This is a genomic window from Natrinema versiforme (assembly GCF_005576615.1).
GTDB lineage: Archaea > Halobacteriota > Halobacteria > Halobacteriales > Natrialbaceae > Natrinema > Natrinema versiforme_A.
Map to the genome: position 1 here is coordinate 2,558,917 of NZ_CP040330.1, position 26,259 is coordinate 2,585,175.

The 26,259-nt window shown below is 64.8% G+C and carries 30 protein-coding genes, 1 tRNA gene and 1 other RNA gene; 17 read left to right on the forward strand and 15 right to left on the reverse strand.

Features of this window, described 5'->3' with window-relative positions:
• The first annotated feature begins 162 nt into the window (after positions 1–162).
• Positions 163–480 carry a hypothetical protein gene (locus FEJ81_RS12565; RefSeq protein WP_138245615.1) on the forward strand — a complete coding sequence of 106 codons (318 nt, stop codon included), beginning with the start codon at positions 163–165 and terminating at the stop codon, positions 478–480.
• Positions 481–685: 205 nt separating this feature from the next.
• Here the strand turns inward: FEJ81_RS12565 and FEJ81_RS23220 are convergent, their stop codons facing one another.
• From FEJ81_RS23220 to FEJ81_RS12580, 4 genes are all read right to left on the reverse strand, one after another.
• Positions 686–847, reverse strand: coding sequence for a hypothetical protein (locus tag FEJ81_RS23220; RefSeq protein ID WP_175416413.1), 162 nt, complete (start codon positions 845–847; stop codon positions 686–688).
• Between the two features lie 474 nt (positions 848–1,321).
• The gene (locus FEJ81_RS12570) at positions 1,322–1,747 is read right to left on the reverse strand and encodes a hypothetical protein (RefSeq protein ID WP_229504705.1); all 426 of its coding nucleotides are present in this window, start codon (positions 1,745–1,747) and stop codon (positions 1,322–1,324) included.
• 138 nt (positions 1,748–1,885) lie between these two features.
• Positions 1,886–3,145, reverse strand: a complete 1,260-nt coding sequence (locus FEJ81_RS12575; RefSeq protein ID WP_138245616.1) for a carboxylate--amine ligase — start codon at positions 3,143–3,145, stop codon at positions 1,886–1,888.
• 790 nt (positions 3,146–3,935) lie between these two features.
• Positions 3,936–4,010, reverse strand: a tRNA-Arg gene (locus FEJ81_RS12580).
• A gap of 149 nt (positions 4,011–4,159) precedes the next feature.
• Between FEJ81_RS12580 and FEJ81_RS12585 the strand changes: the two genes are divergently transcribed.
• The 4 genes from FEJ81_RS12585 to FEJ81_RS12600 all read left to right on the forward strand — a co-directional run bounded on the left by FEJ81_RS12585 (position 4,160) and on the right by FEJ81_RS12600 (position 6,772).
• Positions 4,160–4,342: a DUF7511 domain-containing protein gene (locus FEJ81_RS12585; protein ID WP_138245617.1), complete on the forward strand. Its 183-nt coding sequence runs from the start codon at positions 4,160–4,162 to the stop codon at positions 4,340–4,342.
• Positions 4,343–4,511: 169 nt separating this feature from the next.
• Positions 4,512–5,366, forward strand: coding sequence for a geranylgeranylglycerol-phosphate geranylgeranyltransferase (locus tag FEJ81_RS12590; RefSeq protein ID WP_138245618.1), 855 nt, complete (start codon positions 4,512–4,514; stop codon positions 5,364–5,366).
• Positions 5,367–5,544: 178 nt separating this feature from the next.
• A complete protein-coding gene (locus FEJ81_RS12595) occupies positions 5,545–6,177 on the forward strand; it encodes an RAD55 family ATPase (protein ID WP_138245619.1) in 633 nt (210 codons plus the stop codon).
• 184 nt (positions 6,178–6,361) lie between these two features.
• Entirely contained in the window at positions 6,362–6,772 is a 411-nt protein-coding gene (locus FEJ81_RS12600; protein ID WP_138245620.1) for a CoA-binding protein, read from the forward strand.
• A gap of 33 nt (positions 6,773–6,805) precedes the next feature.
• Here the strand turns inward: FEJ81_RS12600 and FEJ81_RS12605 are convergent, their stop codons facing one another.
• From FEJ81_RS12605 to FEJ81_RS12615, 3 genes are all read right to left on the reverse strand, one after another.
• Positions 6,806–7,948 (reverse strand): hypothetical protein, encoded by a 1,143-nt coding sequence (locus FEJ81_RS12605; protein WP_138245621.1) that lies wholly within the window; start codon positions 7,946–7,948, stop codon positions 6,806–6,808.
• Positions 7,949–8,001: 53 nt separating this feature from the next.
• Positions 8,002–8,982 (reverse strand): PLP-dependent cysteine synthase family protein, encoded by a 981-nt coding sequence (locus FEJ81_RS12610; protein ID WP_138245622.1) that lies wholly within the window; start codon positions 8,980–8,982, stop codon positions 8,002–8,004.
• 102 nt (positions 8,983–9,084) lie between these two features.
• Entirely contained in the window at positions 9,085–9,429 is a 345-nt protein-coding gene (locus tag FEJ81_RS12615; protein ID WP_138245623.1) for a DUF5798 family protein, read from the reverse strand.
• Positions 9,430–9,567: 138 nt separating this feature from the next.
• On the opposite strand from FEJ81_RS12615, the gene FEJ81_RS12620 reads away from it, so the two are divergent.
• Positions 9,568–9,936, forward strand: a complete 369-nt coding sequence (locus FEJ81_RS12620) for an Hsp20/alpha crystallin family protein (protein WP_138245624.1) — start codon at positions 9,568–9,570, stop codon at positions 9,934–9,936.
• 227 nt (positions 9,937–10,163) lie between these two features.
• Positions 10,164–10,475, forward strand: an RNA gene (gene ffs, locus FEJ81_RS12625) — signal recognition particle sRNA.
• 344 nt (positions 10,476–10,819) lie between these two features.
• On the opposite strand, the gene FEJ81_RS12635 is transcribed toward ffs, so the two are convergent.
• The 3 genes from FEJ81_RS12635 to FEJ81_RS12645 all read right to left on the reverse strand — a co-directional run bounded on the left by FEJ81_RS12635 (position 10,820) and on the right by FEJ81_RS12645 (position 12,369).
• Positions 10,820–11,752 (reverse strand): mechanosensitive ion channel family protein, encoded by a 933-nt coding sequence (locus FEJ81_RS12635; protein WP_138245625.1) that lies wholly within the window; start codon positions 11,750–11,752, stop codon positions 10,820–10,822.
• Positions 11,749–11,997 carry a YhbY family RNA-binding protein gene (locus tag FEJ81_RS12640; protein ID WP_138245626.1) on the reverse strand — a complete coding sequence of 83 codons (249 nt, stop codon included), beginning with the start codon at positions 11,995–11,997 and terminating at the stop codon, positions 11,749–11,751. The genes FEJ81_RS12635 and FEJ81_RS12640 overlap by 4 nt, the downstream gene beginning before the upstream one ends.
• A 96-nt stretch (positions 11,998–12,093) precedes the next feature.
• On the reverse strand, positions 12,094–12,369 hold the full coding sequence (locus tag FEJ81_RS12645; protein ID WP_138245627.1) for a ribonuclease P protein component 4: 276 nt from the start codon (positions 12,367–12,369) through the stop codon (positions 12,094–12,096).
• A 211-nt stretch (positions 12,370–12,580) separates the two neighbouring features.
• On the opposite strand from FEJ81_RS12645, the gene FEJ81_RS12650 reads away from it, so the two are divergent.
• The 3 genes from FEJ81_RS12650 to FEJ81_RS12660 all read left to right on the forward strand — a co-directional run bounded on the left by FEJ81_RS12650 (position 12,581) and on the right by FEJ81_RS12660 (position 17,209).
• Complete coding sequence (locus FEJ81_RS12650; RefSeq protein WP_138245628.1) at positions 12,581–14,416, forward strand: ABC transporter substrate-binding protein; 1,836 nt, start codon at positions 12,581–12,583, stop codon at positions 14,414–14,416.
• Positions 14,417–14,421: 5 nt separating this feature from the next.
• Positions 14,422–15,285, forward strand: coding sequence for a phosphatase PAP2 family protein (locus tag FEJ81_RS12655; protein WP_138245629.1), 864 nt, complete (start codon positions 14,422–14,424; stop codon positions 15,283–15,285).
• A gap of 214 nt (positions 15,286–15,499) precedes the next feature.
• Positions 15,500–17,209, forward strand: coding sequence for an ABC transporter substrate-binding protein (locus FEJ81_RS12660; RefSeq protein WP_138246784.1), 1,710 nt, complete (start codon positions 15,500–15,502; stop codon positions 17,207–17,209).
• A 114-nt stretch (positions 17,210–17,323) separates the two neighbouring features.
• Here the strand turns inward: FEJ81_RS12660 and FEJ81_RS12665 are convergent, their stop codons facing one another.
• Complete coding sequence (locus FEJ81_RS12665) at positions 17,324–17,707, reverse strand: hypothetical protein (RefSeq protein ID WP_138245630.1); 384 nt, start codon at positions 17,705–17,707, stop codon at positions 17,324–17,326.
• 133 nt (positions 17,708–17,840) lie between these two features.
• Here FEJ81_RS12665 and FEJ81_RS12670 point away from each other — a divergent pair, with 133 nt between their 5' ends.
• A complete protein-coding gene (locus tag FEJ81_RS12670) occupies positions 17,841–18,191 on the forward strand; it encodes a hypothetical protein (RefSeq protein ID WP_138245631.1) in 351 nt (116 codons plus the stop codon).
• A 177-nt stretch (positions 18,192–18,368) separates the two neighbouring features.
• Complete coding sequence (locus FEJ81_RS12675; RefSeq protein ID WP_138245632.1) at positions 18,369–18,998, forward strand: hypothetical protein; 630 nt, start codon at positions 18,369–18,371, stop codon at positions 18,996–18,998.
• A gap of 31 nt (positions 18,999–19,029) precedes the next feature.
• On the opposite strand, the gene FEJ81_RS12680 is transcribed toward FEJ81_RS12675, so the two are convergent.
• Positions 19,030–19,788 carry a DUF2797 domain-containing protein gene (locus tag FEJ81_RS12680; RefSeq protein WP_138245633.1) on the reverse strand — a complete coding sequence of 253 codons (759 nt, stop codon included), beginning with the start codon at positions 19,786–19,788 and terminating at the stop codon, positions 19,030–19,032.
• Between the two features lie 125 nt (positions 19,789–19,913).
• Here FEJ81_RS12680 and FEJ81_RS12685 point away from each other — a divergent pair, with 125 nt between their 5' ends.
• The 4 genes from FEJ81_RS12685 (at position 19,914) to FEJ81_RS12700 (ending at position 22,936) form a co-directional block, all read left to right on the forward strand.
• Positions 19,914–20,258, forward strand: a complete 345-nt coding sequence (locus FEJ81_RS12685; protein WP_138245634.1) for a BsuPI-related putative proteinase inhibitor — start codon at positions 19,914–19,916, stop codon at positions 20,256–20,258.
• A 115-nt stretch (positions 20,259–20,373) separates the two neighbouring features.
• Entirely contained in the window at positions 20,374–21,291 is a 918-nt protein-coding gene (locus FEJ81_RS12690; RefSeq protein WP_138245635.1) for a CbiX/SirB N-terminal domain-containing protein, read from the forward strand.
• A complete protein-coding gene (locus tag FEJ81_RS12695; RefSeq protein WP_138245636.1) occupies positions 21,291–22,445 on the forward strand; it encodes a DR2241 family protein in 1,155 nt (384 codons plus the stop codon). Before FEJ81_RS12690 ends, FEJ81_RS12695 begins: the two co-directional genes overlap by 1 nt.
• An 83-nt stretch (positions 22,446–22,528) precedes the next feature.
• Positions 22,529–22,936, forward strand: a complete 408-nt coding sequence (locus FEJ81_RS12700; protein WP_138245637.1) for a hypothetical protein — start codon at positions 22,529–22,531, stop codon at positions 22,934–22,936.
• A 27-nt stretch (positions 22,937–22,963) separates the two neighbouring features.
• On the opposite strand, the gene FEJ81_RS12705 is transcribed toward FEJ81_RS12700, so the two are convergent.
• The 3 genes from FEJ81_RS12705 to FEJ81_RS12715 form a co-directional block, all read right to left on the reverse strand.
• Positions 22,964–23,554, reverse strand: a complete 591-nt coding sequence (locus FEJ81_RS12705) for a DUF7524 family protein (RefSeq protein ID WP_138245638.1) — start codon at positions 23,552–23,554, stop codon at positions 22,964–22,966.
• Between the two features lie 12 nt (positions 23,555–23,566).
• Entirely contained in the window at positions 23,567–23,761 is a 195-nt protein-coding gene (locus FEJ81_RS12710; RefSeq protein ID WP_006186475.1) for a methytransferase partner Trm112, read from the reverse strand.
• Between the two features lie 74 nt (positions 23,762–23,835).
• On the reverse strand, positions 23,836–25,200 hold the full coding sequence (locus FEJ81_RS12715; RefSeq protein WP_138245639.1) for an adenylosuccinate synthase: 1,365 nt from the start codon (positions 25,198–25,200) through the stop codon (positions 23,836–23,838).
• 503 nt (positions 25,201–25,703) lie between these two features.
• Here FEJ81_RS12715 and FEJ81_RS12720 point away from each other — a divergent pair.
• Entirely contained in the window at positions 25,704–26,009 is a 306-nt protein-coding gene (locus FEJ81_RS12720; protein WP_006181938.1) for a hypothetical protein, read from the forward strand.
• The last annotated feature ends 250 nt before the right edge of the window (positions 26,010–26,259 follow it).

The window sequence follows — 26,259 nt, forward strand, 5'->3', positions numbered from 1 at the left end:
CCTGCCGTCGGCGTGAGCAGCGCGCTCGAGTCCCCGTCGAAACCGTCGTCTCGCTCGTCGCTCTCCGTCGAAAATGTCTCAACAGGTATCAATCCGTCATGGTCGTGGCTCCGTGACTACCACCAGACCTATTACTACCACGCTCACAACCAGTGTCCGGACATGACCGATCGACCGCCATCCCCGTCGACGCCGGCGACCGGCCCCACGATCGTCGACACCGCCCTCGAGGACGCCATCGTCGCGACGACGCCCCAACTCGCCGACTCCATCGAGGACTCGCTGGGCTGTCGCCTCAACGAATCCGTCTTCGAGGACCTCCTGCTCGAGTTGGATCGCCACGAGTACGTCGACTGGGTAACCGTTACGCAGAGCGGCGACTACGTCTGGGACCTCTCCGACTCGCCCGACCGCATCGGCGAGGCCATCGCCGACGCCGTCGTGTCTCGCCTCGAGTCGTGGCTCGCGGCCGATAACTGAGCGCTCGTCTCGCGGGTGGGCCGCGTTGGTAGCGAATGCCCTTCTCGAAAAGAACGTCCCGCGCTCGAGCCTCGCTCACGGGCCGAGTCCCGACTGCGGCGTCTGGTGGTGGTTTCAAGACGGCAGTGAGACGACCGCCGTCGACGGCCCGACTGCCCGCCGCGGCTCGAGCGGCGGCTGGTGTGTCAGTTGCCGACTCGAGCCGTTAGGGTTCGCAGCCCTCCCCGATCAGTCCGGGCGGCACCTGACAGCCACAGGGCGAGGCGTAGCCCTCCGTCGGCCCGACGGCCGTCACGCCGACGACCGGTCGGCCGCAGTCGGGACAGTCCGGGAGCAGATCGCCGCTCGAGTCGGAACGGTCAGACACGGCGACCTCCGGACGTGGCTCTGGTGAAGACGAGTTGCGAGGCTCCTCGAGGCGGTGCAATCGATCGTCGTGCGGGATGTTTATATCCCGGTAGAATGTACGGAATCATGGCTTCGAATCCCTCGTGGGGATTTGGAAGCCACGTCTCGGGTGCTCCACCACCCGGGCATTTGCGCGCATGCCCCTCGCGACTCGTAGAGAGTGGCTTCCGTTCTTATTGTTGATCCATAATGACTTATATCTACTGCTAATGTGCGAGAATCAGGTCGATCAGATGCGGGCTATAGATAACTCTCATTTCGGGCCACCATTCGATGCATCACTGTATGCGTCGGTATACTCGTCTCTCAGGCCGGTGAGCGCGTCACGTTTCTCACTGTGGGATCGATAAGAGACTGTTTGAAAACGGATTCTCGGTATCGGACTTCACATTACCTCTGGAGTAGAGCGGACGAATAACTGCAACCGCTCCGGTCAGGCACCGTTGCGGTCGAGTCGGTCCTCTCGAGTATACTCCCCGTGATACACGAGCATGTCGACGCCAGTCATCACGAGCGAGAGACCGCCGACGACGGTTACGACGAGCAACAGCAGTCCGCCGGTATCGACGAACGAGAGCGGGAACGCCAGCCCCAGCAGGATATTCCCGAGTCCGCTCCACTGGTACCACGCCCAGCGGTCGGTGAGTCGGGTGTCGGTCGCTGCCACGATGTCGAACACGCCGGCCAATCCGAACACAATCGCCTGCCCGAACTCCATCGGTGCCTCGAGGAGGGGCCGCGAGAGCAACAGGAGGGCGGCGGCGACGAGTACCAGAAATACACCGACGACGGCGCTGAGTCGCCGATTACGGCGTTCGTTCATGGTCTCGTCGGCGTCGAACGAGCGAGTCGGTTCCATGTGTTGGAGGGCATACACGATATAGTTCCGAACTCTAGCATGTAATTCCATCGACGCCATGCGATCGAGACCGCGGGAATTGGGAGCCATCGGGATGCTCCACGACGAGACCGGCTCAGTGAGCGCCCGAGTCAGCAGTCACGCTCCTGATTCCCCGGCCACGGACGATGCGAGTGTCTGCCAGCCGCCCTGCACGGCCGCCCGCGCCCCTCGCGCTCCGAGCTGAAGCAGTCGGACGACATGCGGTGCGACATCGCTCAGTTCGACCGGGGTCTCCGCACCGGTGACGTACTCGCGAGCGACGTACCGCGCGTAGTCGAGCCGGCCGCTCGAGGCCCACAGGTTCGACGCGAGTCCCTCGTCGATCCAGATCACTTTCCGCCCGACGGCGTACGACATCGGCGGGGTGACAGCACCTGTCAGGGCGAGGTCGCAGAGCAATGCCGGGAAGTCGACGCCCGCCCGAATCGCGAGGTCGATGTTGCCCCAGATCCGCGGGTTGATCTCCATGAGTTTCGGGTCGCCGTCGGCGTCGAGTTTGAACTCGACCTCGGCGACGCCGTGCCACTCGAGGTGCTCGAGCAGCCGGGTCGCGGAGTCGACGAGTTCCGGTTCGCGCGTCGATTCCGTGATGACCGCGCGCCCGCCCGAGCGGGGAAACGTCGACGTCCGATGGGCGGTGAACGCGACCCGGGGCTCGCCCTCGGCGAACAGCGCGTTCACGTCGTGGGTCTCGCCGGGGACGTATTCCTGGACGAGCGGCCAATCGCGCTCGATGTGCTGTGTGGACTCCCCGCTCGAGTCGTAGGCACTGCGGAGTTCCGCGGGCGACGTAACATACTGGACGCCGCTCGCACCGACGCCCTTGTTGTGCTTGATCACCGCGGGATAGTCGATTTCGGCCGCGATCTCCTCGAGTTCGGCCAGCGACCCGGGCCGATGGGTGTCAGGGGTCGGAATCCCGATATCGTCGGCGATCGAGAGCAGTCGCGCCTTGTCTTCGGTCGCGAGCAGGGTCTCGTACTCGACGGCGGGGATCGAGAGGTCGGACGCGAACCGGTCACGGAACCGCAGTACCGAAATGGTCGTCACGTGGTCGGTCGGCAAGAGCACGTCGACGTCGTACCGCGCCACCGTCGCCAGCAGGTCGGCCACGAACGCTCGTTCGTTCCGCTTCGGATCCGTATACACCGCAGTGTGGGTCGCGTACCTCGAGAAGAACGACTGTGCGATCCTGTGGTGGCTCGCGACGACCACCTCGTACTCGCGCTTCCCTAACGTCCGGGCGATCGCGAGCGCCGGTTTGCGCTGGGCCGCAGTCACGAGTACCGTCACCTCTTCAGTCTCCGATTCCGGTCGCTCCTGCCTCTGTGCGTGCTCTGGCGGTCTCTTCTCCATCGATCTTCCCCGACACCCTTCCGATATTAATACCTAAGCACGTAGACAGGAGTTGATACGTATTACGGCGCTGTCTCGTTCTGCACCGCCGACTCCTTCGCTGCCTTCGGAGAGATTATTCCCGATATCGAGACGGAAATAACGTATGCCACGGATGTTGTCACGGGAATTACCGACATGCTGTCGAACTGGAGGCAGATGCCATCGCGTTCCGACGCTCGAGAACCTATAGCGGGCCCTCCCGCGAGTTCCGGACGGCGCGCGTACACTCTGGGCAGAGCCGACGGAGTGCGCCGACGTGATCACCACAGCGTTCGCACTTGTCGGATTCGACGAGGCGGGTCATCGTGAACCACCGTCCGTTCGATCAGTTCCCGGCTGTAGTGATCGATTGTTTCGTCGGAAGATAGAAGATACTTGATTAGGATAATATATGTAAGATAATATGGGAAATCGAGAAGCACGCCAGAAGGATCTAATCTTGATGGCCTTCGCAATACAGATGACTGCGTTTGCAGCAGTGATACCGCAATTGGTTCTGCTGGCCTTTGTTGGCGGAATAATTACGATTTCCGTGGTGATCACCGAGATCAGCCGACGACTAAGCGAATAGAGTAATCGACAAATCCCGCTCGAGGGCAGTCCACCGTGACGTGGTGGGTCCGCAACCCGTTCCGAACTGGTATCAGATTTCGGCCTCCGTCTTCCGAACGCCGAAAAGGCTGAAAAGCCGACTATCGATACCTCTACTGGAGAATGAGGATTAGTCGAGAATCGGGCCGTTTGTGAGTGGGCGCTACAGGATTTGAACCCGTGACAGCTTGGTCCGAAGCCAAGTACTCTGTCCAGACTGAGCTAAGCGCCCGCACCGCTTTGTTCCGGCCGGTTCCGTATAAGTCACTCGATTTTCACCGATTCCGACAGGGAACGACACACTCACCCGTCGTGAATTCTCACCCGATGACAATCGCCGCCGGGGGTCTTTGTTATGTAGTCTCAACGTCTAGGTAAGTCATGACGGAAACCGAATCCCCCGTTCCAGACGAGGCCCAGACCGGCGCGACACCGCTCGAGTTGCTCTCGGACGACGATGGCTCTTGGACCGCCGTCCCCGCGGACGCGAGCGGTGACGAGCGGGTGAGCAAGTGGCTCGAGATCGAGGACGACGTGCTCTGCGATCTCGAGGAGTGGCGCTGAGACGCCGATCGGCGGTGGCGGCGGCGAGACCAGTTGCCGTCTCTATCTCTCCTCGAGCAGCCGCCCTCGTCCCCAGAGCTGAGGACGCGGATCGAACAGTCCGCGACTAGTCTACACGACCCGACAGCGGACCGCACCGTTTAACCAGCCCGCATGACCACTGCCGCGTATGACAGTCGGGGAGACGGGTCGCGGGTTGCTCGAGTTGACGCGGCCGGTGAACGTGATCGCGGCGGGCGTGCTGACGTTCATCGGCGCGTTCGTCGCGGGCGGGGTGGCCGAGAAGCCGGTCGCGGTCGCCGCGGCGGTCGGAGCGACGGCGCTGGCGGTCGGCGCGGGGAACGCGATCAACGACTACTTCGATCGGGAGATCGACCGGATCAATCAGCCCGAGCGGGCGATCCCGCGCGGTGCGGTGAGCCCGCGCGGCGCGCTCGTGTTCAGTATCGTTCTCTTCGCGGGTGCGGTCGCGCTCGCACTCACGCTCCCCCGGTTGGCGATCGGAATCGCGGCGGTCAATCTCCTCGCGCTGATCGCGTACACCGAACTCTTCAAGGGGCTTCCGGGTCTCGGCAACGCGCTCGTCGCCTACCTCGTCGGCAGCACGTTCCTCTTCGGTGCCGCGGCGGTCGACGAGATCGGGCCGGCGGTCGTGCTCTTCGTGCTCGCGGCGATCGCGACGCTGACCCGAGAGATCATCAAGGACGTCGAGGACATCGAGGGCGACCGAGAGGAGGGGCTGCACACGCTTCCGATCGCGATCGGGGAGCGCCGAGCGCTGGTCGTCGCCGCCGTTCTCCTCGTCGCGGCCGTCGTCGCGAGCCCAGTCCCGTACCTCCTCGGAGAGTTCGGGATCGCCTATCTGCTGGTCGTCGCCCCCGCCGACGCGGTCATGCTCGCCGCGGCCTACGAGAGCTTCGAGGAGCCGACTGTCGGCCAATCGCGGCTCAAGTACGGGATGTTCCTCGCCGCGCTGGCGTTTATCGTCGGGCGTGCCGCCCTCGAGCTACCGGGTGTGACGTAGCGGGCAAGAGCGGCGGTACCGGCCGACTGACGGCCGTCGCGGGAGCGAACGTAACCAGTGGGATTTATAATCAAAAGTACTATAAGCCGCTTCGCGTATTTTCATACAACACGCCGGACCGGAGTGGGATGCGGTATCAGCAACGGTCGTCGCCACGGCGATGGATGTGAGTATCCATATGTATGACCTCGCAGATGTCCTGCCGGACACCGAACTCGACCCGGGGACGAACGTACTCGTTGCGGGTCCGCCGCTGACGGGGAAACGACGGATCGCCTTCGATATCCTCGGGAGCGGCGCGAACCGCGGCGACGGCTCGATCGTCGTCACCACGAAAGACAGCGCCGACACGGTTCTCGAGAGCTTCGGCGATCACGTCGACGAGGGCGTCGAGCCGGATATCGGCGTCGTCGACTGTGTCACGAAACAACGCGGTATCGGGACGGTCGACGATGACCCCCGGATCAAGTACGCCTCCTCGCCCGTCGACATGACCGGGATCGGGATCAAGCTCTCGGAGTTCCTCCAGGAGTTCTACGAGACCCGCGGGCTCACCGAGAACCGTGTGCTCTTACACTCCGTCTCGACGCTCCTGATGTACTCCGATCTCCAGACCGTCTTCCGGTTCCTCCACGTCTTCACGGGCCGGATCCAGAGCGCCGACGCGCTGGGCGTCTACGTCATCGATTCGACGGCCCACGACGACCAGACGATGAACACGCTCAAGCAGCTCTTCGACGCCGTCGTCGAAGTCGAGGAGACGGCCGACGGCGAGGAGCCCGAGATCCGGACTGCCGGCCTCTCGGTATAGACAGTCCGAGTCTGGAGCCGACGACCCACACACAGCACACACAGCCGCCGCTGAGCGAGGACTCAGGGCGGTCTCGGCACGCCGGCGCATGGCCACAGCGAATATCGTCTCGAAGTCATCGACTATCCGAACCGACCGTTCCACGACCCCGAGACGTTTACTCCTCGAGCCCCTATCTCCGCGTATGCCAGTCGAATCCGCGGACGAACTCGAGGCGATACTGGAGTACGAGACGATCGCCGTCGTCGGCTGCTCGAGCACGCCCGGCAAGGCGGCCCACGACGTGCCGAAGTACCTGCTCGATCACGGCTACGACGTGATTCCGGTCAACCCCTTCGCGGACGAGATCTTCGGCCGGGAGGTCTACGATTCCCTCGCGGACGTCGCGGAGGAAATCGATGTCGTCTGTATCTTCCGACCGAGTGACGAAGTCGGCGGGATCGTCGACGCGGCCCTCGAGCGCGACGACGTGAGCGTCATCTGGACCCAGCAGGGCATCCGCGACGACAAGGCGGCGGCCCGCGCGGAAAGCGACGGCCGAACCGTCGTACAGGACCGGTGTATGAAGGTCCAACACCGACGGCTTGCGGCGTAACGCGACGAGGGGATACCGCGCTCCGACTCCCGATCACGGTGCCGGGGTAGTCGCGCTCCGAAGTTCCGCGAGCGCGTCCTCGAGCGTCGTGTGCATCACGCCGTCGACGATCGACTCGAGGTGTCGCAGGCGGGTCGCCGTCCGAACGACCGGCTCGTCGGGGAGTTCGGCCACGGTTGCGGCCACGTCAGCCGTATCGACGGGAGCCTGTCGCTGATACTCCGAAACGCGCTCATCGACGTAGCGACGCGTCGAGCGCTCGTCGCCGGTCAGCCTCTCACGGATCTCCCGCTGCTCGGCCGGCGAGACGGTCTCGGCGACCGGAACCGAACAGATCGACTCGCAGTACCACGTCAACGCGCGAGCGGCGGCCGCGAGCAGCGCTTCGTTCGACCGCTCGAGCGAGTCGGCGAGCTCGGTCGCGGCGGCGTCGATTTCGGCTCGCCGGCGGGCCACGAGTGCCTCGAGTCTGTCGGGAACGTCGGACGCGAGGACGGCCTCGACCAGCGCCTCGGTCGAGTCGTACTCGTCGGGATCGCCGTCGAAGCAGACGAGCGGGAGCGTCGCGACGCCGTTCTCGACGTCTTCCGGCAGATCCGCGAGGTCGTCGATGACGGTCAGGACGAACAGGCCGTCCGTCGCGATCGTTCGGAGATGCTCGAGTTGGGCGTCGGAGTAGCGGCCGGTGGTCGCGACGAGCCGTACCGCGAGGTCGCCCCAGATGCTCCCGCGCGCTTCGACGCGTGCGATCGCGTCGTCGACGGACGCCGTCGCGGCGTCGAACTCCTCCTCGGCGAGCTGGCCCGCGCCGATGTCGCGGACGGTCTCGAGGACCGGGCGCAGATCGGCATCGTCCGGGACCTCGCTGACGGCCTCGACGACGTTCGTGTAGACGATATCACCGAGCGAGACGTGCTCGTTCAGGCGTCGCTTTCGGTCCGTGTCCCACTCGTCGGCCTGGTCGATGGCGTCGTCGTGGAGCGCGCTCGTCACGAAGAGATCGGTCGGGATCGAGCCGAGCGTTTTGGCGAGGGCATCGTCGTCGGTCTCGAGGACCGTAAAGAAGTACGTGAACGCACCGAGTAGTCCGCCCTGATCGGCGTAGGCGTCGGCTTTCGTCCGGAGGGCGGGCGGCAGGTCGGCTTCCGAGGAGAGGGCATCCGACAACCGGCTCATATCCACTCTGTTCGAGGAAATTTAATGAGTCTATTGGTACTCTCCCGCTCGGCCTACGACGTCCACTCCTCGAACGACCGGTAGATTCCCTTCGAGAGGTAGCGCTCGCTCGAGTCCGGAAAGAGCGTCACGACCGTCTCGTGGGGCACTTCGAGGTCGCCGTCGGCGATTTGCCGAGCAACTCGCTTCGCGGCCACGCTCGCGGCACCCGCACTCGAGGCCACCAGATGGCCCTCCTCGCGGGCGAGGCGTTTGAGTTCGTCGTGGGCGTCGCGGTCCGAAATCGCGTCGACCGCGTCGACCAGTTCGGGCTCGAACAGTTCGTTGGTCGCGGTGTCGTGGGTGCCGATCCCTTCGGTCTTGTACTCGGCTTCCGCGCGCTCGTCCCCGAGGAGTTCGCCGTAGACCGATCCCTCGGGCTCGACCGCGACGATGTGGGTGTCGGGGTCCTGCTCGAGGGAGTAGCGGGCGAGTCCCATGAGCGTCCCCGCCGTTCCGCAGCCGGCGACGATTGCGCCAACCTGTCCGTCGAGTGCACCGAAGATTTCGGGGGCGGTGGTCTCGTAGTGGGCCTCCGTGTTCAGCGGGTTCGAGAACTGCTGGGGGACGGCGGCGTCGTCGAGCTCCGCGGCGAGTTCGTGAGCGCGGTCGATAGCGCGGTCCATGCCGTCCTCCGTGGGCGTGTTGATGACCTCCGCGCCCAGCGCCGCCATCAACTGCTGTTTCTCCACGCTGAACCGCTCCGGGACGACGAAGACGGCGTCCAAGCCCAGTTGCTCGGCCGCGACCGCCAGCCCGATCCCCGTGTTGCCCGCCGTCGGCTCGATGATCGTCCCCCCCTCGGAGACGTCGCCGCGCTCGAGCATCGCCTCGAGCATGTACCGGCCGATTCGGTCCTTGATGCTCCCGCCGGGGTTGAACGTCTCGAGTTTCGCGTAGATCGGCACCGTCTCGGGGCCGTCGTGGAGCCGAACGAGTGGCGTTCGACCGATCGTCTCGAGAACAGAATCCACTGGCTCCTCGTGGGTCGTCATTGGTTCGGCAAAAGTTGCCCCCGTTGTTAGCTTTTATCCTGAGGAACCGACCGCAAGCCAAAAGGGAGATCGAACGCGGACGCGATCGCAGCCCACGCGGCGTTATTCTGCAGTCGTCTCGCCGGCGGTCGCGTCGGCCGCACCGTCCTCGCCGGTCGCCGACTCGTCGGCGCTTTCGGCGTCGCCCTCGCCCTCGAGTTCGGCTTCGTCGATCGCCGCCTCCGCGAGGATTTCCTCGCCGTCGATCCCCTGTTCCTCGGCCATCGCAAGCAGCAGTGCGCGCTGCTCGGTGAGCTGGTGGTCCATCCGCGTGACCGTCTCGTGGGTTTCGTCCATCTCCTCTTCCAGTCCGGTGATCCGCTGCTGGAGTTTCTGTACCTGCTTATACATCGCTTCGGCCCGATCCGAGAGGCTCTGAATCTTCTTCGCAGTGCTGCCGAGTCCCATACTCGAACGATGTGTCGGGTAACTAATGGGCCTTTTCCTCCCCTCGCTCGAGCGAGATAGTGTGGTACTATACCTCGTGATTCGTCAAATTTATTACGAACCGTGGACAATCATCTACTGAACTCGAGGTGATCAGCCATGGTGCGAGCGAGCCCACCGAGCACATGGATGCAAGGCCTCGACCTGCCGTCCCAACTGTTCGGAGACACCGGCGGTAACGACTACGAACTGTACGAGGAGGACGATGAGTTCGTCCTCACGATCGACATGCCGGGCTTCGAAACCGACGAGATCCAACTGGCGTGGGACGACGGCGTCCTGAACGTCGCCGCCGAACATGCGGACGAGGGCCGCGGTCGGAAGAAGACCTACCACCGTCGGTTCCGCTTCCCCAAGACGGTCGACGATGAGGAGATCAGCGCGGACTACACCAACGGCGTGCTCGAGGTCCGGCTGCCGACCGCCGAGTCGACCGCCCACGGGAAGGAAATCCCGCTCGAGAGCTAACCGCTCTCTGAGTCGGCACACCCGAATCCCAGCATCGACACCGGCGATGAATCGACCCCCGGCTCCAGCCGATGAATTGCCTCCCCGTCGGGAATCGATGGAGCTGTTCCGTTCCCTGTGTCGGCGATCTCGCGCTCCTCGCCGGTACTCGAGTGGGTGTTCGTCTCCCCTATTCCGTCGGGCGATTCCGGAGGCGAAAGGCCCTTAAGGACCAGTCGCCTATGATGGGATGGACTAGGTCGGGCAGTTTGGCCCTGCTCGTTACCCGCGCTATGGTCATCAGCGGGGACCGAACACCGCAGGCGTCCGGTCAGACCGACCGGGGCCTCGGGAGCCAACAGAGAAGCCTCGTCCGTCGGGGACAGCGGTCCGTGATGGCCGTCCGCAGGGACGACCCATCGCGGTTAGTCGGCGACAGCCCATCAGGCGCGGAAGCGAGCAGTGGACCGCCGGACACCTGTCGCTCGACGGGTCGCGGGGTGGAGAAGGCAACCGAGATTCCCCCGGTCGGAACGCCGGGCAATCGCGGTCGTCCGCATTCATACGGCACGAAATTTTACTCTGTAGGCGCGCCTTCGCCGCGCCTTCGGTAAAATTTCGATCAAAAGCACTCTTCCCTCCGTTCCGTTCACTACGTTCACTCCACATCGGTCATCGGCCCGCTCGCTCCCTGCGGTCGCTCGCGGTTCTATCGGTCAATAGCCTGCCATCCCCCGGATCGGACGACCCTCACTGTCGTTCGAGTCGTCCTCTCGGCCGTCCGCTGGTTGCTCGAGGGATTGGATTTATGGAGTACGAGTCGATCGCGTTCGCCGTCGGCCTTGAGGACGAACGGTTGGCGTTCGGGCCGCCGGAAAACACCACTATCGAGGAGTGGTGATCCTTATTCTGCGGGCTGCACGACGCTCTGGCCGTCGCCGCTCTCGAGGTTAAGCCCGCCCTCGAGCGTTCGGACCGGGTAGGGGATGTCGATCCCTTCATCGTCGAACCGGCCCTTGACTGCGGTGACGTACTCCCCGCGCGTTCGGACGAAATCGGCTCGAGACGGGTTCGCGATCCAGAATCTGGACTGGAGCCCGACATCGGAGTCGCCCAGTTCCGTCAGTCGCACCGAGGGAGCGGGGTCGTCCATGATGTCGGGGTGGCGCTCGGCCTCGTCGACGATGATCTCGGTCGCCCGCTCGATGTCGTCGTCGTAGCCGATTCCGAAGACGAACTTCAGTCGGAGCTTGTCGGCGTCGACTGGGTTCTTGAGCACGCCGTCAGTGAGCGCCGAGTTCGGCACCGTCAGCAGTTCGTTATCGAACGTCCGCACGCGCGTCACGCGGAGACTGATGTCCTCGACGACGCCGGCGTAGTCGCCGTTGTCCCACTCGATCCAGTCACCGATACGAAACGGTTTGTCGGTGTAGATGAAGACGCCCGCCACGAAGTTCGAGATCACGTCCTGCATCGCGAGCCCGATCGCGAGCGCGCCGGCCGCCGCGATACCGGCCATCGAGACGAGGAAGTTTCCGAAGCCGGCGAAGCCGAACGCGACCGCGACCGCGAAGAACGCGACCCCGAATCTCGTGAGCATCAGGAGCGGGTTCTGGGCGTGTTCATCGAGGCCGCGCCTGTCGAACGCGCGCTCGACGAGCGGGAGTACGACGAAGCGACCGACGACCCAGATCGCGACGAAGGCGAGGACGAACCGGATCGCGCCCTCCGCGCTCGCGGCGAGCGACGACCCGAAGAGGTTCGTGCTCTCGAGTGCCTCTCCGATCGGCCCCAGGTCCCCACTCTGCAGCAGTGTCGAACCAAGGGCGGCACTCATCGATGCAGCACCGCCGTGTGCCCGCGCGTCTCGATCAGGTCCGCACTGACGGTCTCGGCGAGATCGGCCGCCTTCTCCTCGGTCGAACTGCCCGCACGGGCGGCACGCAGGAATTTCACCTTCACGAGGTCTCGGTCGGAGAGTTGGTCGTCGAGTTCGTCGACGACCGAGTCGATACCGCTCTTGCCGACCCAGACGGTGACGTCGAGATCGTGTGCTCGCTGCCGAAGGTCCTGTTTATCCATGGCCTGAATAGCGAATCGAGGCGCTTCAATCTTCTCGATTCGGTAGCAGCGCACAGCGGAGCGAATACTGTCGTCGCCGCGGGGAAACCGGCATCATCACTCGTAGGGATATCTGGCGTGCGCGCCGCAGTCACAGGTGATCACGACGTGGCCGTCCCGCAATCTGACGCGAGCGTTCGCGCCCGGCCGAAGGTACGCGTCGCACCGATCGCACGTGAACCGTCGAAACTCCCGGGGAAGCGTCAGTCGATTTCGCTCCGCGACCCGTCGCGCGAGACGAACGTAGTACCGGGCGCGATCGTCGTCGCCGTCCGCTGCCGCCGCTCGAGCGAGGTCGTGTAGGCGGTCGATCCGCTCGGCGGCGACGTCCATACCCTGCTTTTCGTCGGTCGGCCTATTGATGTTGCGCTCCGTCGAGGCGAATTCGCCGACGCCTCTCGAGGGACTTGTCAGCTATTATCACACCAGTCGACAGTTGAGGCGAATGTGCTATCGAGTGAAAAGATTCTTTATGGTACCCCGTATTGGGTTGTAGTACGCAATATTGTTATATATTAACTGAAATGAGGTGTTACACAACGTTATGAATTGGCCCCCCACGCCGTCCGACGACGGCGTTAGCAGACGTTCCTTCCTCGCCGCCGGAGCGACCGGTGCTGCTGTCACGACCGGCGGCTGTATCAATCGCGTCCGAAGCGTCGTCGATCAGAACGGAGACGACCAAGTCTCGCTGTCCATCACCACGGTTCCGGCCGACGCGGACAGGCAAAACATCCAAATCGCCCGACGGCTCGAGCGAAACCTCGAGAAGGTCGGCATCGACGTGTCACTGGACATGCGGTCGCGGTCGGAGCTGTTGGAGTCGGTGCTGATCAATCACGACTTCGACATCTACGTCGGCCTCCACCCCGCCGATTACGACCCGGACTTCCTCTACGAGGCGCTGTACTCGCGGTACGCCGACGAATCCGGTTGGCAGAACCCCTTCGGGTACAGTGCCATATACTTCGATACCCTCCTCGAGAACCAGCGCCGAGCCGACGGCGACGAACGGAAGCGACACGTCCAGTCGCTCCTGACGGGACTGGCACAGGAAAAGCCCTTCGAGCCGATCTGTCTCCCCGACGAGATTCGCGTCGCCAGCAACGATCGGTTCGATGGCTGGAGCGAGCGACAGGATGTGCTCGCGTCCCGACACGGCTATCTGGGACTCGAGCCGACCGACGACACCGATCAGTTGCACGCGCTCGTGACCGACAGCCGCATGACGCGGAACCTCAATCCGATCTCGGCGGTGTTTCGGGAGCGCGATACGATCATCGATCTGCTCTACGACTCGCTGCTGACCGAGCACGACGGCTCCCTCTATCCGTGGCTCGCCGAGTCGGTGGAGTGGTCCGAGCCGGCAGCCGAATCGGAATCGAACGGTGACGAGGACAGGGACGAGCCGTCGCTGACTGCGACGGTGACGCTCCGGGAGGACTGTCAGTTCCACGACGGCGAGCCGGTGACCGCCGAGGACGTCGCATTCACCTACCGGTTCATAACGGACACGTCGTGGACGCTGTCTCAGATGCCGTCGCCAGCACCGCGGTACCGGAGCCACGCCGATACGATCGACGAGATCGCCGTCGGTGACGACGAGTATCAGCTGACGATGACCGTCACGGGCGGTCGAGCGGCCGCCGAACGGGCGCTTACCGTCCCAATCCTGCCGAAACACGTCTGGAGCGAACGGGTCAACCGGCGCGCAGACGACGATTCGTTCGACCCGACGCAGGGACAGTGGGCCATGGTCACGATGACCAATATCCCACCCGTCGGCAGCGGTCCGTTCCAGTTCGACAGTCGGAGCGAAGACGAACACCTCACACTGCAGCGATTCGAGGAGCACTTTACGCTCCGGGAGGACATCGATCTCGCCGACCCGATCGCCGACCTGTCCGAGCCGACCGTCTCGGAACTCCTGTTCGAGGTCGATCCCGGCAGTCCGTCCGCTATCGGCCGGGTCGCCGACGGTGGTGCCGATGTGACGGCGTCGACGCTCGACGCGTACTCGCTCGGTGCGATCCCCGACTCCTCGAGCGTCGAACGACTGGAAACGCAATCGCGGATGTTCTATCACATCGGCTTTAACGTCCGCAACGAACCCTTTAGCAACCCCCACTTCCGCAGAGCGATTACCCAGTTACTCGATAAGAAGGGGATCACCGAGGAGGTGTTCTACGGGAACGCGACGCCCGTCGCGACACCGCTGACCGGCGAGTGGGTACCGGACGCCCTCGAGTGGGACGGAGAGGATCCAGTAACGCCGTTTGCCGGCTCTAACGGCAGCCTCAACGTCGAAGTTGCGAAACTGGCGTTCGAGCGAGCCGGGTTCCGACACGATGATAACGGACGGCTGCTTGGAGGCAACTAGGAGCGATGCTCGCCGAGGTGCTGACACAGCTCGTCATCGTCATCGGTATCCTGTTACCGATATCGATAGCCATCTTCATCGGTCGTGAGCGCCTCGTACGGACACGATCGGAGTGGCGAACGCGACTCAGGACCGCCGCCCCGGCCATCGCCGTCTTGCTCGTGGTGTTGCTGATCAATCGGATCGCCAGACAACGAGCGCCGCGGCTCTCCCGGGAGATCGGGCTCCATCTCACCTCGAGCTTTTATAATATCGAAGGGGAGTTCATCCTGCTCTTCCAGTCCATCGCAAACCCCGAGACGACAGCGTACTTCTCGGCGATCTACGTCTACGGCTATACGTTCCTGTTGATCTTCCCGATCATAGCCTACTTTACGCTTTCGGATACGCGGACGTTTCGGCGGCTGTTGACGGCGTATGCACTCAACTACGCGATCGGCCTCGTCCTGTACATCTTCGTCATCGCGTACGGACCCCGGAACCTGATGCCGGCGGAAGTCGCGGAAACGATGCTGTACGATACCAATCCGCAGTACAAGTACCTCACTCGCGAAGTCAACAGCAACACCAACGTCTTCCCGTCGCTTCACACCTCGCTCTCGGCGACCGTTGCGACGTTCGCGGCGATGACTCGCTCGTCGTTTCCGAAGTGGTTCCCAGTCGCGGTCGTGCTGGCAGCCAGCGTCGCGATTTCGACCATGTTCCTCGGGATCCATTGGGGGATCGACGTGGCGGGCGGGCTGCTTCTCGCGGCCCTCTGTGTCGTCCTCTCGGATCGCCTCGTCGGGCGCTGGTCGCTGTCCGAGGAACTCGGTGACCGGTTCCCCCAGATCGAGGATCGGTTACCGTGGCTGGACCGAGACGAGTGATCGCCTGTCGATCGGTCGCAGTCGCTGGCAGCTACCGTGGACGGCAAATCACCGTTCAGCACGGCGATCGGCTGCGTTTCTGTGCGTCGGAAGAGCACAATACTGTTATATCGTGGCTCTTCAACTATGAGAAACGAGCGAAATGAACGGGAGATCGGCCGCCCCGAACCGAGACAACCCCGGCGGTGACAGCGGTACCTGCAGTCGGCGAGCGATGCTGGCAGCGACGGCCGGGCTGACGGTCTCGAGTAGCGGCTGTCTCCGGCTCCGGGATATCGTCATGCCGGATAATATCGACCAGCTCTCCGTAGCGATCACGACGATTCCGGCCGATTCGGACAGGCAGAACGTCCAGATCGCCCGTCGCCTCGAGGAGAACTTCCAGGCCGTCGGGATCGACGTTTCCCTCGACATCCGATCCGAGATCGACTTCCGTCGGACGGTACTGTACGACCACGAGTTCGATATCTGCATCGGTCGTCACCCGGGCGAGACCGATCCCGACTTCCTCTACGAGGCGCTGTACTCGCGGTACGCCGACGAATCCGGCTGGCAGAACCCCTTCGGATTCACCAACTTGGATATCGACGAACTCCTCGAGGAGCAACGCAACGCCGAGGGCGAGGCGCGTCGCGAGGCCATCACAGCGGTTCTCGAGGAAATCGCGACCCAACAGCCGTTCGTTCCGATCTGTCTCCCCGAGGAACACCGGGTCGTCAGGACCGATCGGTTCGACGGCTGGAGCGAGGGCCACCTCGCGACGCGCCACGGCTATCTCGGCCTCGAGCCGTCCGTGGGCGTCGATACGCTTCGGGTCGGCCACACCGACGCCAGACCGACGGAGAACCTCAATCCGATCGCAGCCGACTATCGTCGCCGCGGGATGATCATGGACCTGCTGTACGACTCGGTGGCGACGCAGAACGGTGACGGCGAGATCCAACCGTGGCTCGCGGAGTCGTGGGAGTGGGACGACGGAACGATCGATGTCCGACTCCGAGACGAGTGCGAGTTCCACGACGGCAAACCGGTAACCGCCAAAGATGTCGCCTTTACGTATCGATTCCTGCAGGATACGTCGCTCGACGATCGCGATGCGCCATCGCCCGCTCCCATGTATCGGGGGCAGGTCGACGCCGTCGATGTCGAGTCGATCTCGATCCGTACCGACCACCACGTCGAACTCCCGATCGAAACGACGCAAGCGGTCGGTGAACGCGCGCTTCTCGTCCCGATACTCCCCGAACACATCTGGCACGAGTACGCGACCGAGACGCCGGGACCGGGCGGCCCCAGCGTCGCGCAAGGCACCACTGAGGCGGTGGTCACGGACAACGTCCCGCCGATCGGAAGCGGCCCCTTCCAGTTCGAAAGCCGGACCGAGGGCGGCCAGTTGACACTCGAGCGCTTCGACGACCACTTCACACGCAGACTCGGCGTTGACCTCCCGGAACTGACGGTCGGCGACTGTCCGATCACGATTCATCCGGGCAGCACGACGGTGGCGGAAGCCGTCCAGGAGGACGGGGCCGACGTAACGAGCCTCCCGCTCGACGCCCACACGATCGACGGCGTCGACGAATCCGACAGCGTGGCGTTACTCGAGTCGCCGTCGTGGTCGTTTTACTTCCTCGGATTCAACACGCGTAAAGCGCCGTTTAGCAACCCCCGATTCCGGCAGATCATCGCACAGCTCGTCGACAAGGAGTGGCTGTGCGACGACGTATTCCACGGCCACGCTCGTCCCATCGCGACCCCCGTTACCGGCGACTGGGTTCCCGAGAGTCTCGAATGGGACGACAGAGATCCCGAAATGCCGTTTCTGGGAACGGACGGGGAGGTCGATGTCGAGGCAGTAAAGATCGCGTTCGAAGACGCCGGCTTCCGGTATGACGACCAAGGGCGGCTTCGAACCAGACAGTGAGCCGTCGGTCGGAGACGGCCGATAGTCGCAGTTGATTTCCCGTCCTCGCTGCAGTTACCGAGACACTTACCGCTACGCGAGTATCGCAACCGGCAAAAGCGGGACGAAAGCGGGTTACTGGTCCTCGAGCGCGTCGGCGATGCGCTTCAGCGCGCGGGTCTGGTCGCGCATTTCGTCGCGCATCTGTCGGACTTCGCGGACGAGTTCCTCGTTGCTCTCGTCCTGTCCGCCAGCGCCGGGGCCGGCACCCGGGCCGCCCGGACCGGGGCCGCCGGGGCCGCCGCCCATCATGCCGCCCATCATCTGTGCGAACGGGTTGCCGCCACCGCCCATGCCGCCGGGGCCGCCACCGCCGCCGAACGGGCTCTCGGGGGCCTCACCCTCGCCCTCGCCTTCCTCGGCTCGCTTCTCGCGGATCTCCTCGACCCGCTCGCGGAAGGATTTCTCCTCGCTGTCGTCGCCTGCGTCTCCGTCGGGTGATTCGTTTTCGTCCGTCATACCATCGGATTCCGTTGCGTGAGGGAAAAGGGTTGCCATGTTTTCGATGTCGGCGGTGACCGTCGCTCTCCGGTGCCCGCGCGGCGATCAATGCTTGCACAAAACCGACCCGACCTGAGCTGGTAGCCGCCATATGACCGACCGCTCCAATCGAGAGCCGATCGTCAGCGAGGGACCGTACGCGATCGTCGACGCGACCGATAGCGACCCGGCGGACTACTGGCTCGTCTCGAGTCGAGGTGACGAGACGGCCGACGCGGACGAGCACCGGTACCAGGTTCCGGTCGACGAGACCGCTATCGACAATCTCGCGACCACCGTCTCCCGGCTTCGAGGGCTGAAAACCGACGCCGAGGAGTCGTCGGAGTCGGTCGAACTGACCTGCCACGACTGTGGCAAGACGTGGACGTACACCGGATCGGACGAGCACGCATCGTGTCCGAACTGTGAGACGGAGGTCCCCGTCGAGGGGATCGGGCCGTAATCCCCGCGAGACGTACTCGAGAGAGGGGAGATCAGTGTTCGTGATCGACCCACCACGAGTGCGAAGGCCGAACGGTTGTAACGGGCGTCGCCGAATCGGCACAGACTGAGTCAGCATGGTCAGACGCACGCACCGACGACCCGACCGAACGCCATCGGACCGACGATCTGCCGGGCGATGACGCGGGCAACGAGACGAGAAGCGATCGCCGGCATCGGAACTGCGCTGGCGTCCACGGGCGGAGCGAGCGTCGTCACCGGAGCGGCGGATCCGTCGTCGGTCCCCGAGGCGGACCGCGAGAGTGACTTTCCCCGATGTGTCTACCAGCCCGACGGCGACGGCTGGGCGGTCACGATGCCGATCAATATGCACGTCACCGTCCCCGGCGAGCGTGCGGCGCTCGCCGCGATCGAAGACGAGTTCACCGGCCTCGAGAACCCGCGCTGGACACGGGTCTTTCCGGATTCGGAGGCCGGAGCGTGGGACAGCGACGGCGAGGAATTCGTCGCCTCGGACGTCTCGGTTCGCCGGCCGCGGCTGGGTGACGAATGGAACCACGTCCACGTCTGGGAAGTTGACGCGGACCGCGCCGCGGTACACGCGCACTTAGACGTCATCGACCTCGAGTACGACTATTTCCACCGCGGCGCTCGCTACGACGCTGCCACGCGGGAGGTCCGGGCGCACCTCGCCGCGGACGACTGGCGTCGGGAAACGCCCTACAGTATCGAGTACAGCGTCGACGAGGGGAAACGAGAGGACTGGGGTGCGACCGGGGATACGAAACTCGAGTACGTGTCCGGCTGACCGCAGCGCAGACGGGAAAACGCGACCGCGCTCACCCGAACGATCCCAGCGACGACTGGAGGTCGCGATCCGCCTGACCGACCTCGAGGTCGTAGCCGACGAGGTCGCGCATGTCGACGGCGTAGGTCGTGCCGCCGTTTTCGAGGATTAGCAGTCGACCCCTGACGCCGACGACGGTTCCCGAGGCGATGGTCTCGCGCACCGGGCGGGACTCGAGGCCGAGTCCGTAGTCGAACTCGAGAGTGTCGATGACGTCGAATTCTTTGAGGGCGGCCTCCCAGCCGGCCTCGTCGACCGCGGCCGCGAGCGCGGCGACCTTCGTGCCGGTTCGAACGCGGTCGGGAAGTCGAGTCGCGATCTCGGCCTCGAGTTCGCGGGCGATTTTTCCGTTCGAGACCGTATGAACGTGGGCCCCGCGATCGGCCCCCTGCTCGCGCAGTCGGGTCTCGAGCCGCCACCGCTTCGTGACGCCGACTTTGAACGTGTCGGGGGCGAACGCGGCGATGTAGACCGCGTGCTCCTCGTGGCAGTCCATCTCGTCTTTCAGGCAGGTCCCCGTACAGCGCGCACAGACCCACGTGCTCGTGTGGTAGTCGCAGTAGGGCGTCGACGGCCGGTCGCAAGCGACGTGTTCGCCCTCGTCGTCGATGGTGCCGGCGCAGTGGCGCTCCCCGAGCGAGTAGGCGAGGTCGTCGCCGGCCTCGAGCGGGCGGTGTTCGACCTCGCCGCTGTCGTCGCTGACCAGCAGCGCCGATCCCCGCCCGCTCGGCTGATACCCGACCAGTTGCACGCGTTCGGATTGGAACCGGGCGCAAATAGACGTAGCGCTCTCCGGTCGTGGCGGTCCCGCTCGGATCGACCGCCCGCCGCCGGTCGCAGAAAAGACCTATCCGCGACCGCCACGAAGCCCGGCCCATGAGCCTCGAGGGTTCGCTCGAGACGGCGGCGGACGGCACCAGAGACGCCGTGATGTTCGTGTTCACCGTCACCAATTCGGGCGACGAGCCGGTCGATCTCCAGTTCTCGGACGCGTGCAAGGCGGAGTTCGTGCTCGAGGACGACGGCGACGAAATATGGCGGTTCACCGAGGGGCGCATGTTCGCGCAGGTGCTCAGTTCGGACGCCCTCGCGCCGGGCGAGGCGACGACCTACGAGGCGGAGTGGTCCGATCCCGACCCGGGCGACTACACCGCGGTCGCGGAGTTGCGAGCGCAGGACGAGCACTGCGCGGCGCGGGCCGACGTTTCGGTGCCGTCGTGACTCGTCTCCGAGACCCGTCTTTTGCGGGGTGAACCAGTCGAACGCGCCGTCATCGGAGCCGGCGACGAGGGCCGACAGCGAAGTCCATATACCGTCGCCATCCTAAGCCGCGGGCATGCAAGCGCTGGTCATCGCGGCACACGGATCGCACCTGAATCCGGACGCCTCGGATCCGACCTACGCCCACGCGGACACGATCCGCGAGACGGGCGCGTTCGACGAGGTCCGCGAGGCGTTCTGGAAGGAGGAACCGCACTTCCGCGAGGTGATCCGCACCCTCGAGTCCGACGAGGTGTTCGTCGTCCCGCTGTTTATCAGCGAGGGCTACTTCACCGAGCAGGTCATCCCGCGGGAACTGCGCCTCGACGACTGGGACCCCGAGCAGTGGGACTCCGACGGAACGAGCGCCTCACAGGCGACCCTCGAGGCCGAGGACGTCGGGAAGACGATCCACTACTGCGGGCCGGTCGGCACCCACGACGCCATGACGGACGTGATCGTCCAGCGGGCCGAGACCGCGACGGGCGATCCGGACGTCGGCGAGGGGGTCGCCCTCTCGGTCGTCGGCCACGGCACCGACCGGAACGAGAACTCCGCGAAGGCCATCGAGTACCACAGCGACCGCATCGCCGAGCGCGACCGCTTCGACGAGGTGAAGGCGCTGTTCATGGACGAAGAGCCGGAGGTCGACGATGTCACTGAGTACTTCGAGAGCGAGGACATCGTCGTCGTCCCGCTCTTTATCGCCGACGGCTACCACACTCAAGAGGACATCCCCGAGGACATGGGGCTGACCGAGGACTACCGCCTCGGTTGGGACGTGCCGAGCGAGGTCGACGGCTACCAAATCTGGTACACGGGCGCGGTCGGCACCGAGGATCTGATGGCCGATGTCCTCCTCGAGCGAGCGGCCGACGCCGGGGCCGACATCGGCGACGCCCGCGAGGCGGTCCGCGAACTCGCCGCGTCGGTCGCGGAGAGCGGGGCCGAGTCCGGCCCCGAACCGAACGCGGGAGCGGGCGCGGGTGACTGATGACGGTATCGACGGACGCCCTCGAGACGCTGCTCGAACGCGCGTCCGCGGGCGTCGCGTTCGACGGCCTGCACGTTACGGAAACGGACGGGGAGTACACCCTCGAGACGCCGGCGAACGAGTGGACCGGCCTCGACGAGGCCGACTGCCGGCGCGCGCTGGAATCGATCGAGGAGTACGTCACGAACTGGCGCTACTGGCAGGAGACGGTCGATGGCGAGGGAACCGCCCGGCGCGCGTTCCTCCGCTGGTGCGAGCGAGCGCCGCTCGCCGACGCCGCGGACGCCGACGCGACGACCGGGCCGTGGAGCGACGGCGACGCTCCCGAACCGCTCGCAGTCCCCGAACGGTACCGCGCGCTCCGTGACGGCATCGACCGCGAGTGGGGCCAGCTATCGATCACGGCCCGGTTCGTCGACGTCGACGACCCCGACGGCGAGCGCGTCTACGACCTGTGGCACGTCGACGACGCCGGCAGCGATATCACGGATCTCGAGGTCTACGACGACCCGCGGGAGGCGCGGGAACTCGCAACCTACGACGAGGACGGCCGCTACCGACCGCTGAAGACCGCGCCGACGCTGCCCGGTGGCTGGGCCTTTACCGGCCTCTCGGGCGCGGACCTCGTCGAGACGGTCGAGTTCTTCTATCCCGCGACGGTCGCCAACTGGCACCGCGAACTGCGGGGCAACCTCGATATCGACCACTGGCTCGAGACCGCCGAGCGACAGACGGGGATCTACGACGTGATCGACGAGCTCCCGCGCGAGGCCGTCGAGTGGATGGCCGAGGCCTGCTGTGTCGACTCCCAGTGTCTGCGCCGCCGCGAGTGGCAGTACGAGGAAGGCGACGACCTCGACGCCGACGGCGGCGACGGTCCCTTCCCCTGTCGCGAGCCCTGCTCGCTCGTGATCGCCGCGGCCCGCAAGTGGGCCATCCTCGAGTCCGAGGAGGAACGGACCTACGAACTCGAGTTGACTACCAGCGAACTGAACCAGCTCGAGGACCTGATCGACGCCGTCGCCGATGGCCGCACCGACGAGATCCGCGAGGCGGACGTCAACGACGGCGCGAACCGCTATCGGGCGCGGTACCTGCGATCCAAGCGGTTCGACGACGAGGGGAACCTCGAGGCGACGCAGGTCGACGATTGACGGCCGGCTGCCCCCGCTTGTCCTTTCCAGCCGACCCGTCGACGGCCACAATCTTGGTATCCCGGCGGTCGCACACTCCGATCGTGAACCGTCGCGACTTCCTCGTGACCACAGCAGTGGCGCCGTCGCTGCCGGCGATCGCCGGCTGCTCGAGCCTCGGCGACGAGGAAACGGGCTACACCTACACGCTTACCTTCTCGGACGCGCTCGACGAGCCCGACGAGCGACCGCTCGATTTCGACACCGCGGGACTGGCCAGCAGTCAGGCGAAGATCGTCGACGAAGCGGCCCGAACGGGAACGTACAGCGAAGCGAACGTCAACTGGGACTCGCTGCCCGGTCGCGAGGGGATCACGATGGCGTTCCGGATGGTAATCCAGCTGATCGCCCGCCACGTCGGGCACGATCCGCAGGTCGACCACGAAACGTCGTTCGAAACCCCGAGCCGGTACGACGGGCGGCGCTATCGAACGGTCGTCGATGTCACGTGAGCACCACGCGACGCTGGCCGCACTACGCTACTGAACCAACAGAAACAACGCCACGAGAACGCCGACGATGACGATTCCCGTCCCGACCGTTGCGACCGGGCCGCCGATCGTCGCCGCCGTCAGCGCCGCGATCCCGACCGCGACCAGTCCGAGCGCGAGGACCACGAGCGTCGCCGGCTCGATGCCGCTCACGGCGGCGAACTGATCGACGACCCGCTCGAGCGCCGTCGGTTCGGGCTCCGAGCGCGCGGGTTCGGCGAGCGAGTCGTCGATGTCGACGCCCGGCGGCCCGGGGGTGACGGTGACGGCGATCGAGACCGATTCGGACCCGTAGCCGGTTAGCACCTCGAGGCGGCCGTCGACGGGCCGGTCGATCGCGTCCGCGGTGACGGTAACTGGGACGGCGGTGACGCCGTCGGGTTCGACGTAGTAGTTCGTTTCACCGAGCGATGCGATCCGTTCGAGGTCACCGCCGAGGCGACAGTGGACGTGTGCGGGCGTCTCGTGGCCCTGTAACAGGAGCGCGAACGACTCGCTGGTCTCGAGCGCGTCGCTCGCCGCCTCGAGTTCATCGGCGGCCCTGCGATTGACGTGGACGGTGACCTCGGTCCCGGACATAGTCGGGTGGCCTCAGGCCGGCGTCTCCTCGCGCATGTCCGGCGGCAGCAGGTTCGGAATCCCGTCTTCGATCGGGTAGGCCTCGCCGCATTCGGTGCAGACGAGGTCGCCGCCGACGACTTCCTCGCCGTCGTACTCGGCGTCCTCGAGTTCCAGGTCGTGTTTGTCGAGCGGACAGCAGAGAATCTCCAGCAACGACTCCTTCATACTACGTAGGCTTGCCGCCTCCAGCAAAAGGTTTCGGGAACGCCGCGAGCGAAGCGCGGCCGACGCGGCGCGTTCTACTCGTAGGGGTTCTCGACGATGACGGTCTCCTCGCGGCCGGGGCCGACGCCGACCGCGTAGATCGGCGCGTCGAGTTCCTCGGCGATGTAGTCGAGGTAGACCTTCGCGTTCTCCGGGATGGCCTCGTAGCCGTCCTCGGCGACCGCGGCCCAGTCGACCGCGGGCCAGCCGTCGAACGATTTGAACGTGGCCTCACAGCGCCCCCACTGCTCGGTCGTCGGGGGCATCGTGAAGATTTCCTCGCCGTCGAACTCGTAGCTGTGGCCGACTTTGACCGTGTCGAGCCCGGCGAGCACGTCGATGTGGTTGACCGCGAGACCCGTAAAGCCGTTCGCGCGGGCCGCGTGGCGCAGCATGGGCATGTCGAGCCAGCCGACGCGGCGCGGGCGACCGGTGACGGTGCCGTACTCCCCGCCCTCGTCGCGGATGTAGGTCGCGAGTTCCTCCTCGTCGTCGGCGCTGCCCTGTTCGGCGTCGTAGTCGGGCGTCTGGTCCTCGACGCCGCCGAGTTCGGTCGGCAGTGGGCCGGTTCCGACACGGGAGAGGTAGGCCTTGACGATGCCGATGACCTCGCCGTCGCCGATGACGGTCGGGCCGAGGCCGGTGCCGACGGTCGCGCCGCCGGCAGTCGGGTTCGAGGAGGTGACGTAGGGGTAAACCCCGTGGTCGATGTCGAGCGAGGTACCCTGTGCGCCCTCGAGCATGACGTTGTCGCCGGCGTCGATCCGGTCCTGCAGGAAGGTCCCGCAGTCGACGGTCATGTCCTCCTCGGCGAGGCGTTCGCCGTACTCGCGGTAGGTTTCGTAGAGGTGATCGATGTCGAACGCCTCGCCGGTCTCCTTGTCGAAGACCTCCTCGGCGAGGGCCTTCTTCTGGGGCACGACGTACTCGAGCCGTTCGCGGAGCGTATCGGGGTCGAGTAAGTCGCCCACTCGGACGCCGCGGCGGCCGGCCTTGTCCTCGTAGGTCGGTCCGATGCCGCGCTTGGTCGTCCCGGCGGCGAGGTCTTCCTTCTCTTCCTCCTCGATGCCGTCGAGCGCGCGGTGATAGGGGAGAATAACGTGTGCGCGCTCGGCGACGCGAACGTCGGGCTCGAGGCCGCGTTCGCGGAGGGTATCGATCTCGTCGAACAGTGTCTCGGGGTTGACGACGCAGCCGTTGCCGAGGACGCCGACCTTGCCGCGGACGGCTCCCGACGGCACCAGCGACAGTTTGTACTTCGTACCGTCGTGGACGACGGTATGTCCAGCGTTGTCGCCGCCCTGATAGCGGGCCACGACGTCGGCGGCGTCGCCGTAGAGGTCGACGACCCCACCCTTGCCTTCGTCGCCGAGTTGCGACCCGACGATAGTGACGGTCATAACAGCGGCGGATTCTTGCCGGGCCGATAAACAGATTTCGGTATACGGGTGGCTGACACTGACCGAGCGCGCCGAGAAACGCGGCCGAATCGTCGTCTCCGGATAGCTGCCGGCCGTACTCGGGGATCCGATTCGCCGCGATCGGTCGGGCGAATCTCGACACGAGCGGGCGACGGGAGAACTATCAGTATATATACCGGCAGGGCTAACGACCGAAACACGGAGCCACGACGACCGTCGGTTTCCAGTCGCGAGTCGCCGGGCGATCGACGGATGCCGTCCTCGTCGACCCGTTCCATCCAATCGCGTGGGCCCCATCAAATCGCGTGGCCGCATGGTCGTGCAGCCACTGACACCCGGGGTTTCGAGAGAGGGAGCGAGACCCTATGACCACCGGGATCGGAAACGTTAACTACTGACAGGACCGATCATTCGGTTGAGAGTGGACCTTTCAGTCGCCGAGAGTAACTTTTAAAAGGCCCAAAGACAAGTTAACAAATGCCATGATAGATAGACTTGAGAAGGAAGTCGATATGCTGGAACGTCATCTCCAGGTCCTGAAGATGGTCATCGAGAACGAACCGATCGGGATCGTCAAAATGTCCAACGAGACCGGCTACCCCCACCACAAGGTCCGCTACTCGCTTCGGGTCCTCGAGGAAGAGAACCTAATCGAACCCTCGAGCCAGGGAGCGATCAAGACCGAGCGCACCGCCGAGTTCGTCGACGAACTCGACGGCAAGATCGACGACATCGTCGACAAGCTCGAGGGAATGAAGATCGAAGACGTCGCAGAGATCGAAGGGTAGTCTCTCGCCCAGTTCGGATTGTCGTCCCCGCGACCGGCAGCCGGCGCGACGCGAACATGCCGAACTTCTCATCGCCGTTTTCCCGCCGCGATAGCGCCTCGCTCGTGCGTCTCGCAACCGTTCCGCTCGCTGTCGAGCAACTGCTCCTCGATTCCGATCGCGACGTGTGCTAGCCGAACGGGTCGGCAGTCGCGGTGCGTATCGACGACACACCGTCGCACAGAGTGAGGAATAGAATCGCGAGCGCGAC

Coding starts and splice junctions, on each gene's coding strand:
- FEJ81_RS12565 (WP_138245615.1), top strand. CDS start 163: ATGACCGATCGACCGCCATCCCCGTCGACGCCGGCGACCGGCCCCACG.
- FEJ81_RS12570 (WP_229504705.1), bottom strand. CDS start 1,747: ATGGAACCGACTCGCTCGTTCGACGCCGACGAGACCATGAACGAACGC.
- FEJ81_RS12575 (WP_138245616.1), bottom strand. CDS start 3,145: ATGGAGAAGAGACCGCCAGAGCACGCACAGAGGCAGGAGCGACCGGAA.
- FEJ81_RS12585 (WP_138245617.1), top strand. CDS start 4,160: ATGACGGAAACCGAATCCCCCGTTCCAGACGAGGCCCAGACCGGCGCG.
- FEJ81_RS12590 (WP_138245618.1), top strand. CDS start 4,512: ATGACAGTCGGGGAGACGGGTCGCGGGTTGCTCGAGTTGACGCGGCCG.
- FEJ81_RS12595 (WP_138245619.1), top strand. CDS start 5,545: ATGTATGACCTCGCAGATGTCCTGCCGGACACCGAACTCGACCCGGGG.
- FEJ81_RS12600 (WP_138245620.1), top strand. CDS start 6,362: ATGCCAGTCGAATCCGCGGACGAACTCGAGGCGATACTGGAGTACGAG.
- FEJ81_RS12605 (WP_138245621.1), bottom strand. CDS start 7,948: ATGAGCCGGTTGTCGGATGCCCTCTCCTCGGAAGCCGACCTGCCGCCC.
- FEJ81_RS12610 (WP_138245622.1), bottom strand. CDS start 8,982: ATGACGACCCACGAGGAGCCAGTGGATTCTGTTCTCGAGACGATCGGT.
- FEJ81_RS12615 (WP_138245623.1), bottom strand. CDS start 9,429: ATGGGACTCGGCAGCACTGCGAAGAAGATTCAGAGCCTCTCGGATCGG.
- FEJ81_RS12620 (WP_138245624.1), top strand. CDS start 9,568: ATGGTGCGAGCGAGCCCACCGAGCACATGGATGCAAGGCCTCGACCTG.
- FEJ81_RS12635 (WP_138245625.1), bottom strand. CDS start 11,752: ATGAGTGCCGCCCTTGGTTCGACACTGCTGCAGAGTGGGGACCTGGGG.
- FEJ81_RS12640 (WP_138245626.1), bottom strand. CDS start 11,997: ATGGATAAACAGGACCTTCGGCAGCGAGCACACGATCTCGACGTCACC.
- FEJ81_RS12645 (WP_138245627.1), bottom strand. CDS start 12,369: ATGGACGTCGCCGCCGAGCGGATCGACCGCCTACACGACCTCGCTCGA.
- FEJ81_RS12650 (WP_138245628.1), top strand. CDS start 12,581: ATGAATTGGCCCCCCACGCCGTCCGACGACGGCGTTAGCAGACGTTCC.
- FEJ81_RS12655 (WP_138245629.1), top strand. CDS start 14,422: ATGCTCGCCGAGGTGCTGACACAGCTCGTCATCGTCATCGGTATCCTG.
- FEJ81_RS12660 (WP_138246784.1), top strand. CDS start 15,500: ATGCTGGCAGCGACGGCCGGGCTGACGGTCTCGAGTAGCGGCTGTCTC.
- FEJ81_RS12665 (WP_138245630.1), bottom strand. CDS start 17,707: ATGACGGACGAAAACGAATCACCCGACGGAGACGCAGGCGACGACAGC.
- FEJ81_RS12670 (WP_138245631.1), top strand. CDS start 17,841: ATGACCGACCGCTCCAATCGAGAGCCGATCGTCAGCGAGGGACCGTAC.
- FEJ81_RS12675 (WP_138245632.1), top strand. CDS start 18,369: ATGACGCGGGCAACGAGACGAGAAGCGATCGCCGGCATCGGAACTGCG.
- FEJ81_RS12685 (WP_138245634.1), top strand. CDS start 19,914: ATGAGCCTCGAGGGTTCGCTCGAGACGGCGGCGGACGGCACCAGAGAC.
- FEJ81_RS12690 (WP_138245635.1), top strand. CDS start 20,374: ATGCAAGCGCTGGTCATCGCGGCACACGGATCGCACCTGAATCCGGAC.
- FEJ81_RS12695 (WP_138245636.1), top strand. CDS start 21,291: ATGACGGTATCGACGGACGCCCTCGAGACGCTGCTCGAACGCGCGTCC.
- FEJ81_RS12705 (WP_138245638.1), bottom strand. CDS start 23,554: ATGTCCGGGACCGAGGTCACCGTCCACGTCAATCGCAGGGCCGCCGAT.
- FEJ81_RS12710 (WP_006186475.1), bottom strand. CDS start 23,761: ATGAAGGAGTCGTTGCTGGAGATTCTCTGCTGTCCGCTCGACAAACAC.
- FEJ81_RS12715 (WP_138245639.1), bottom strand. CDS start 25,200: ATGACCGTCACTATCGTCGGGTCGCAACTCGGCGACGAAGGCAAGGGT.
- FEJ81_RS12720 (WP_006181938.1), top strand. CDS start 25,704: ATGATAGATAGACTTGAGAAGGAAGTCGATATGCTGGAACGTCATCTC.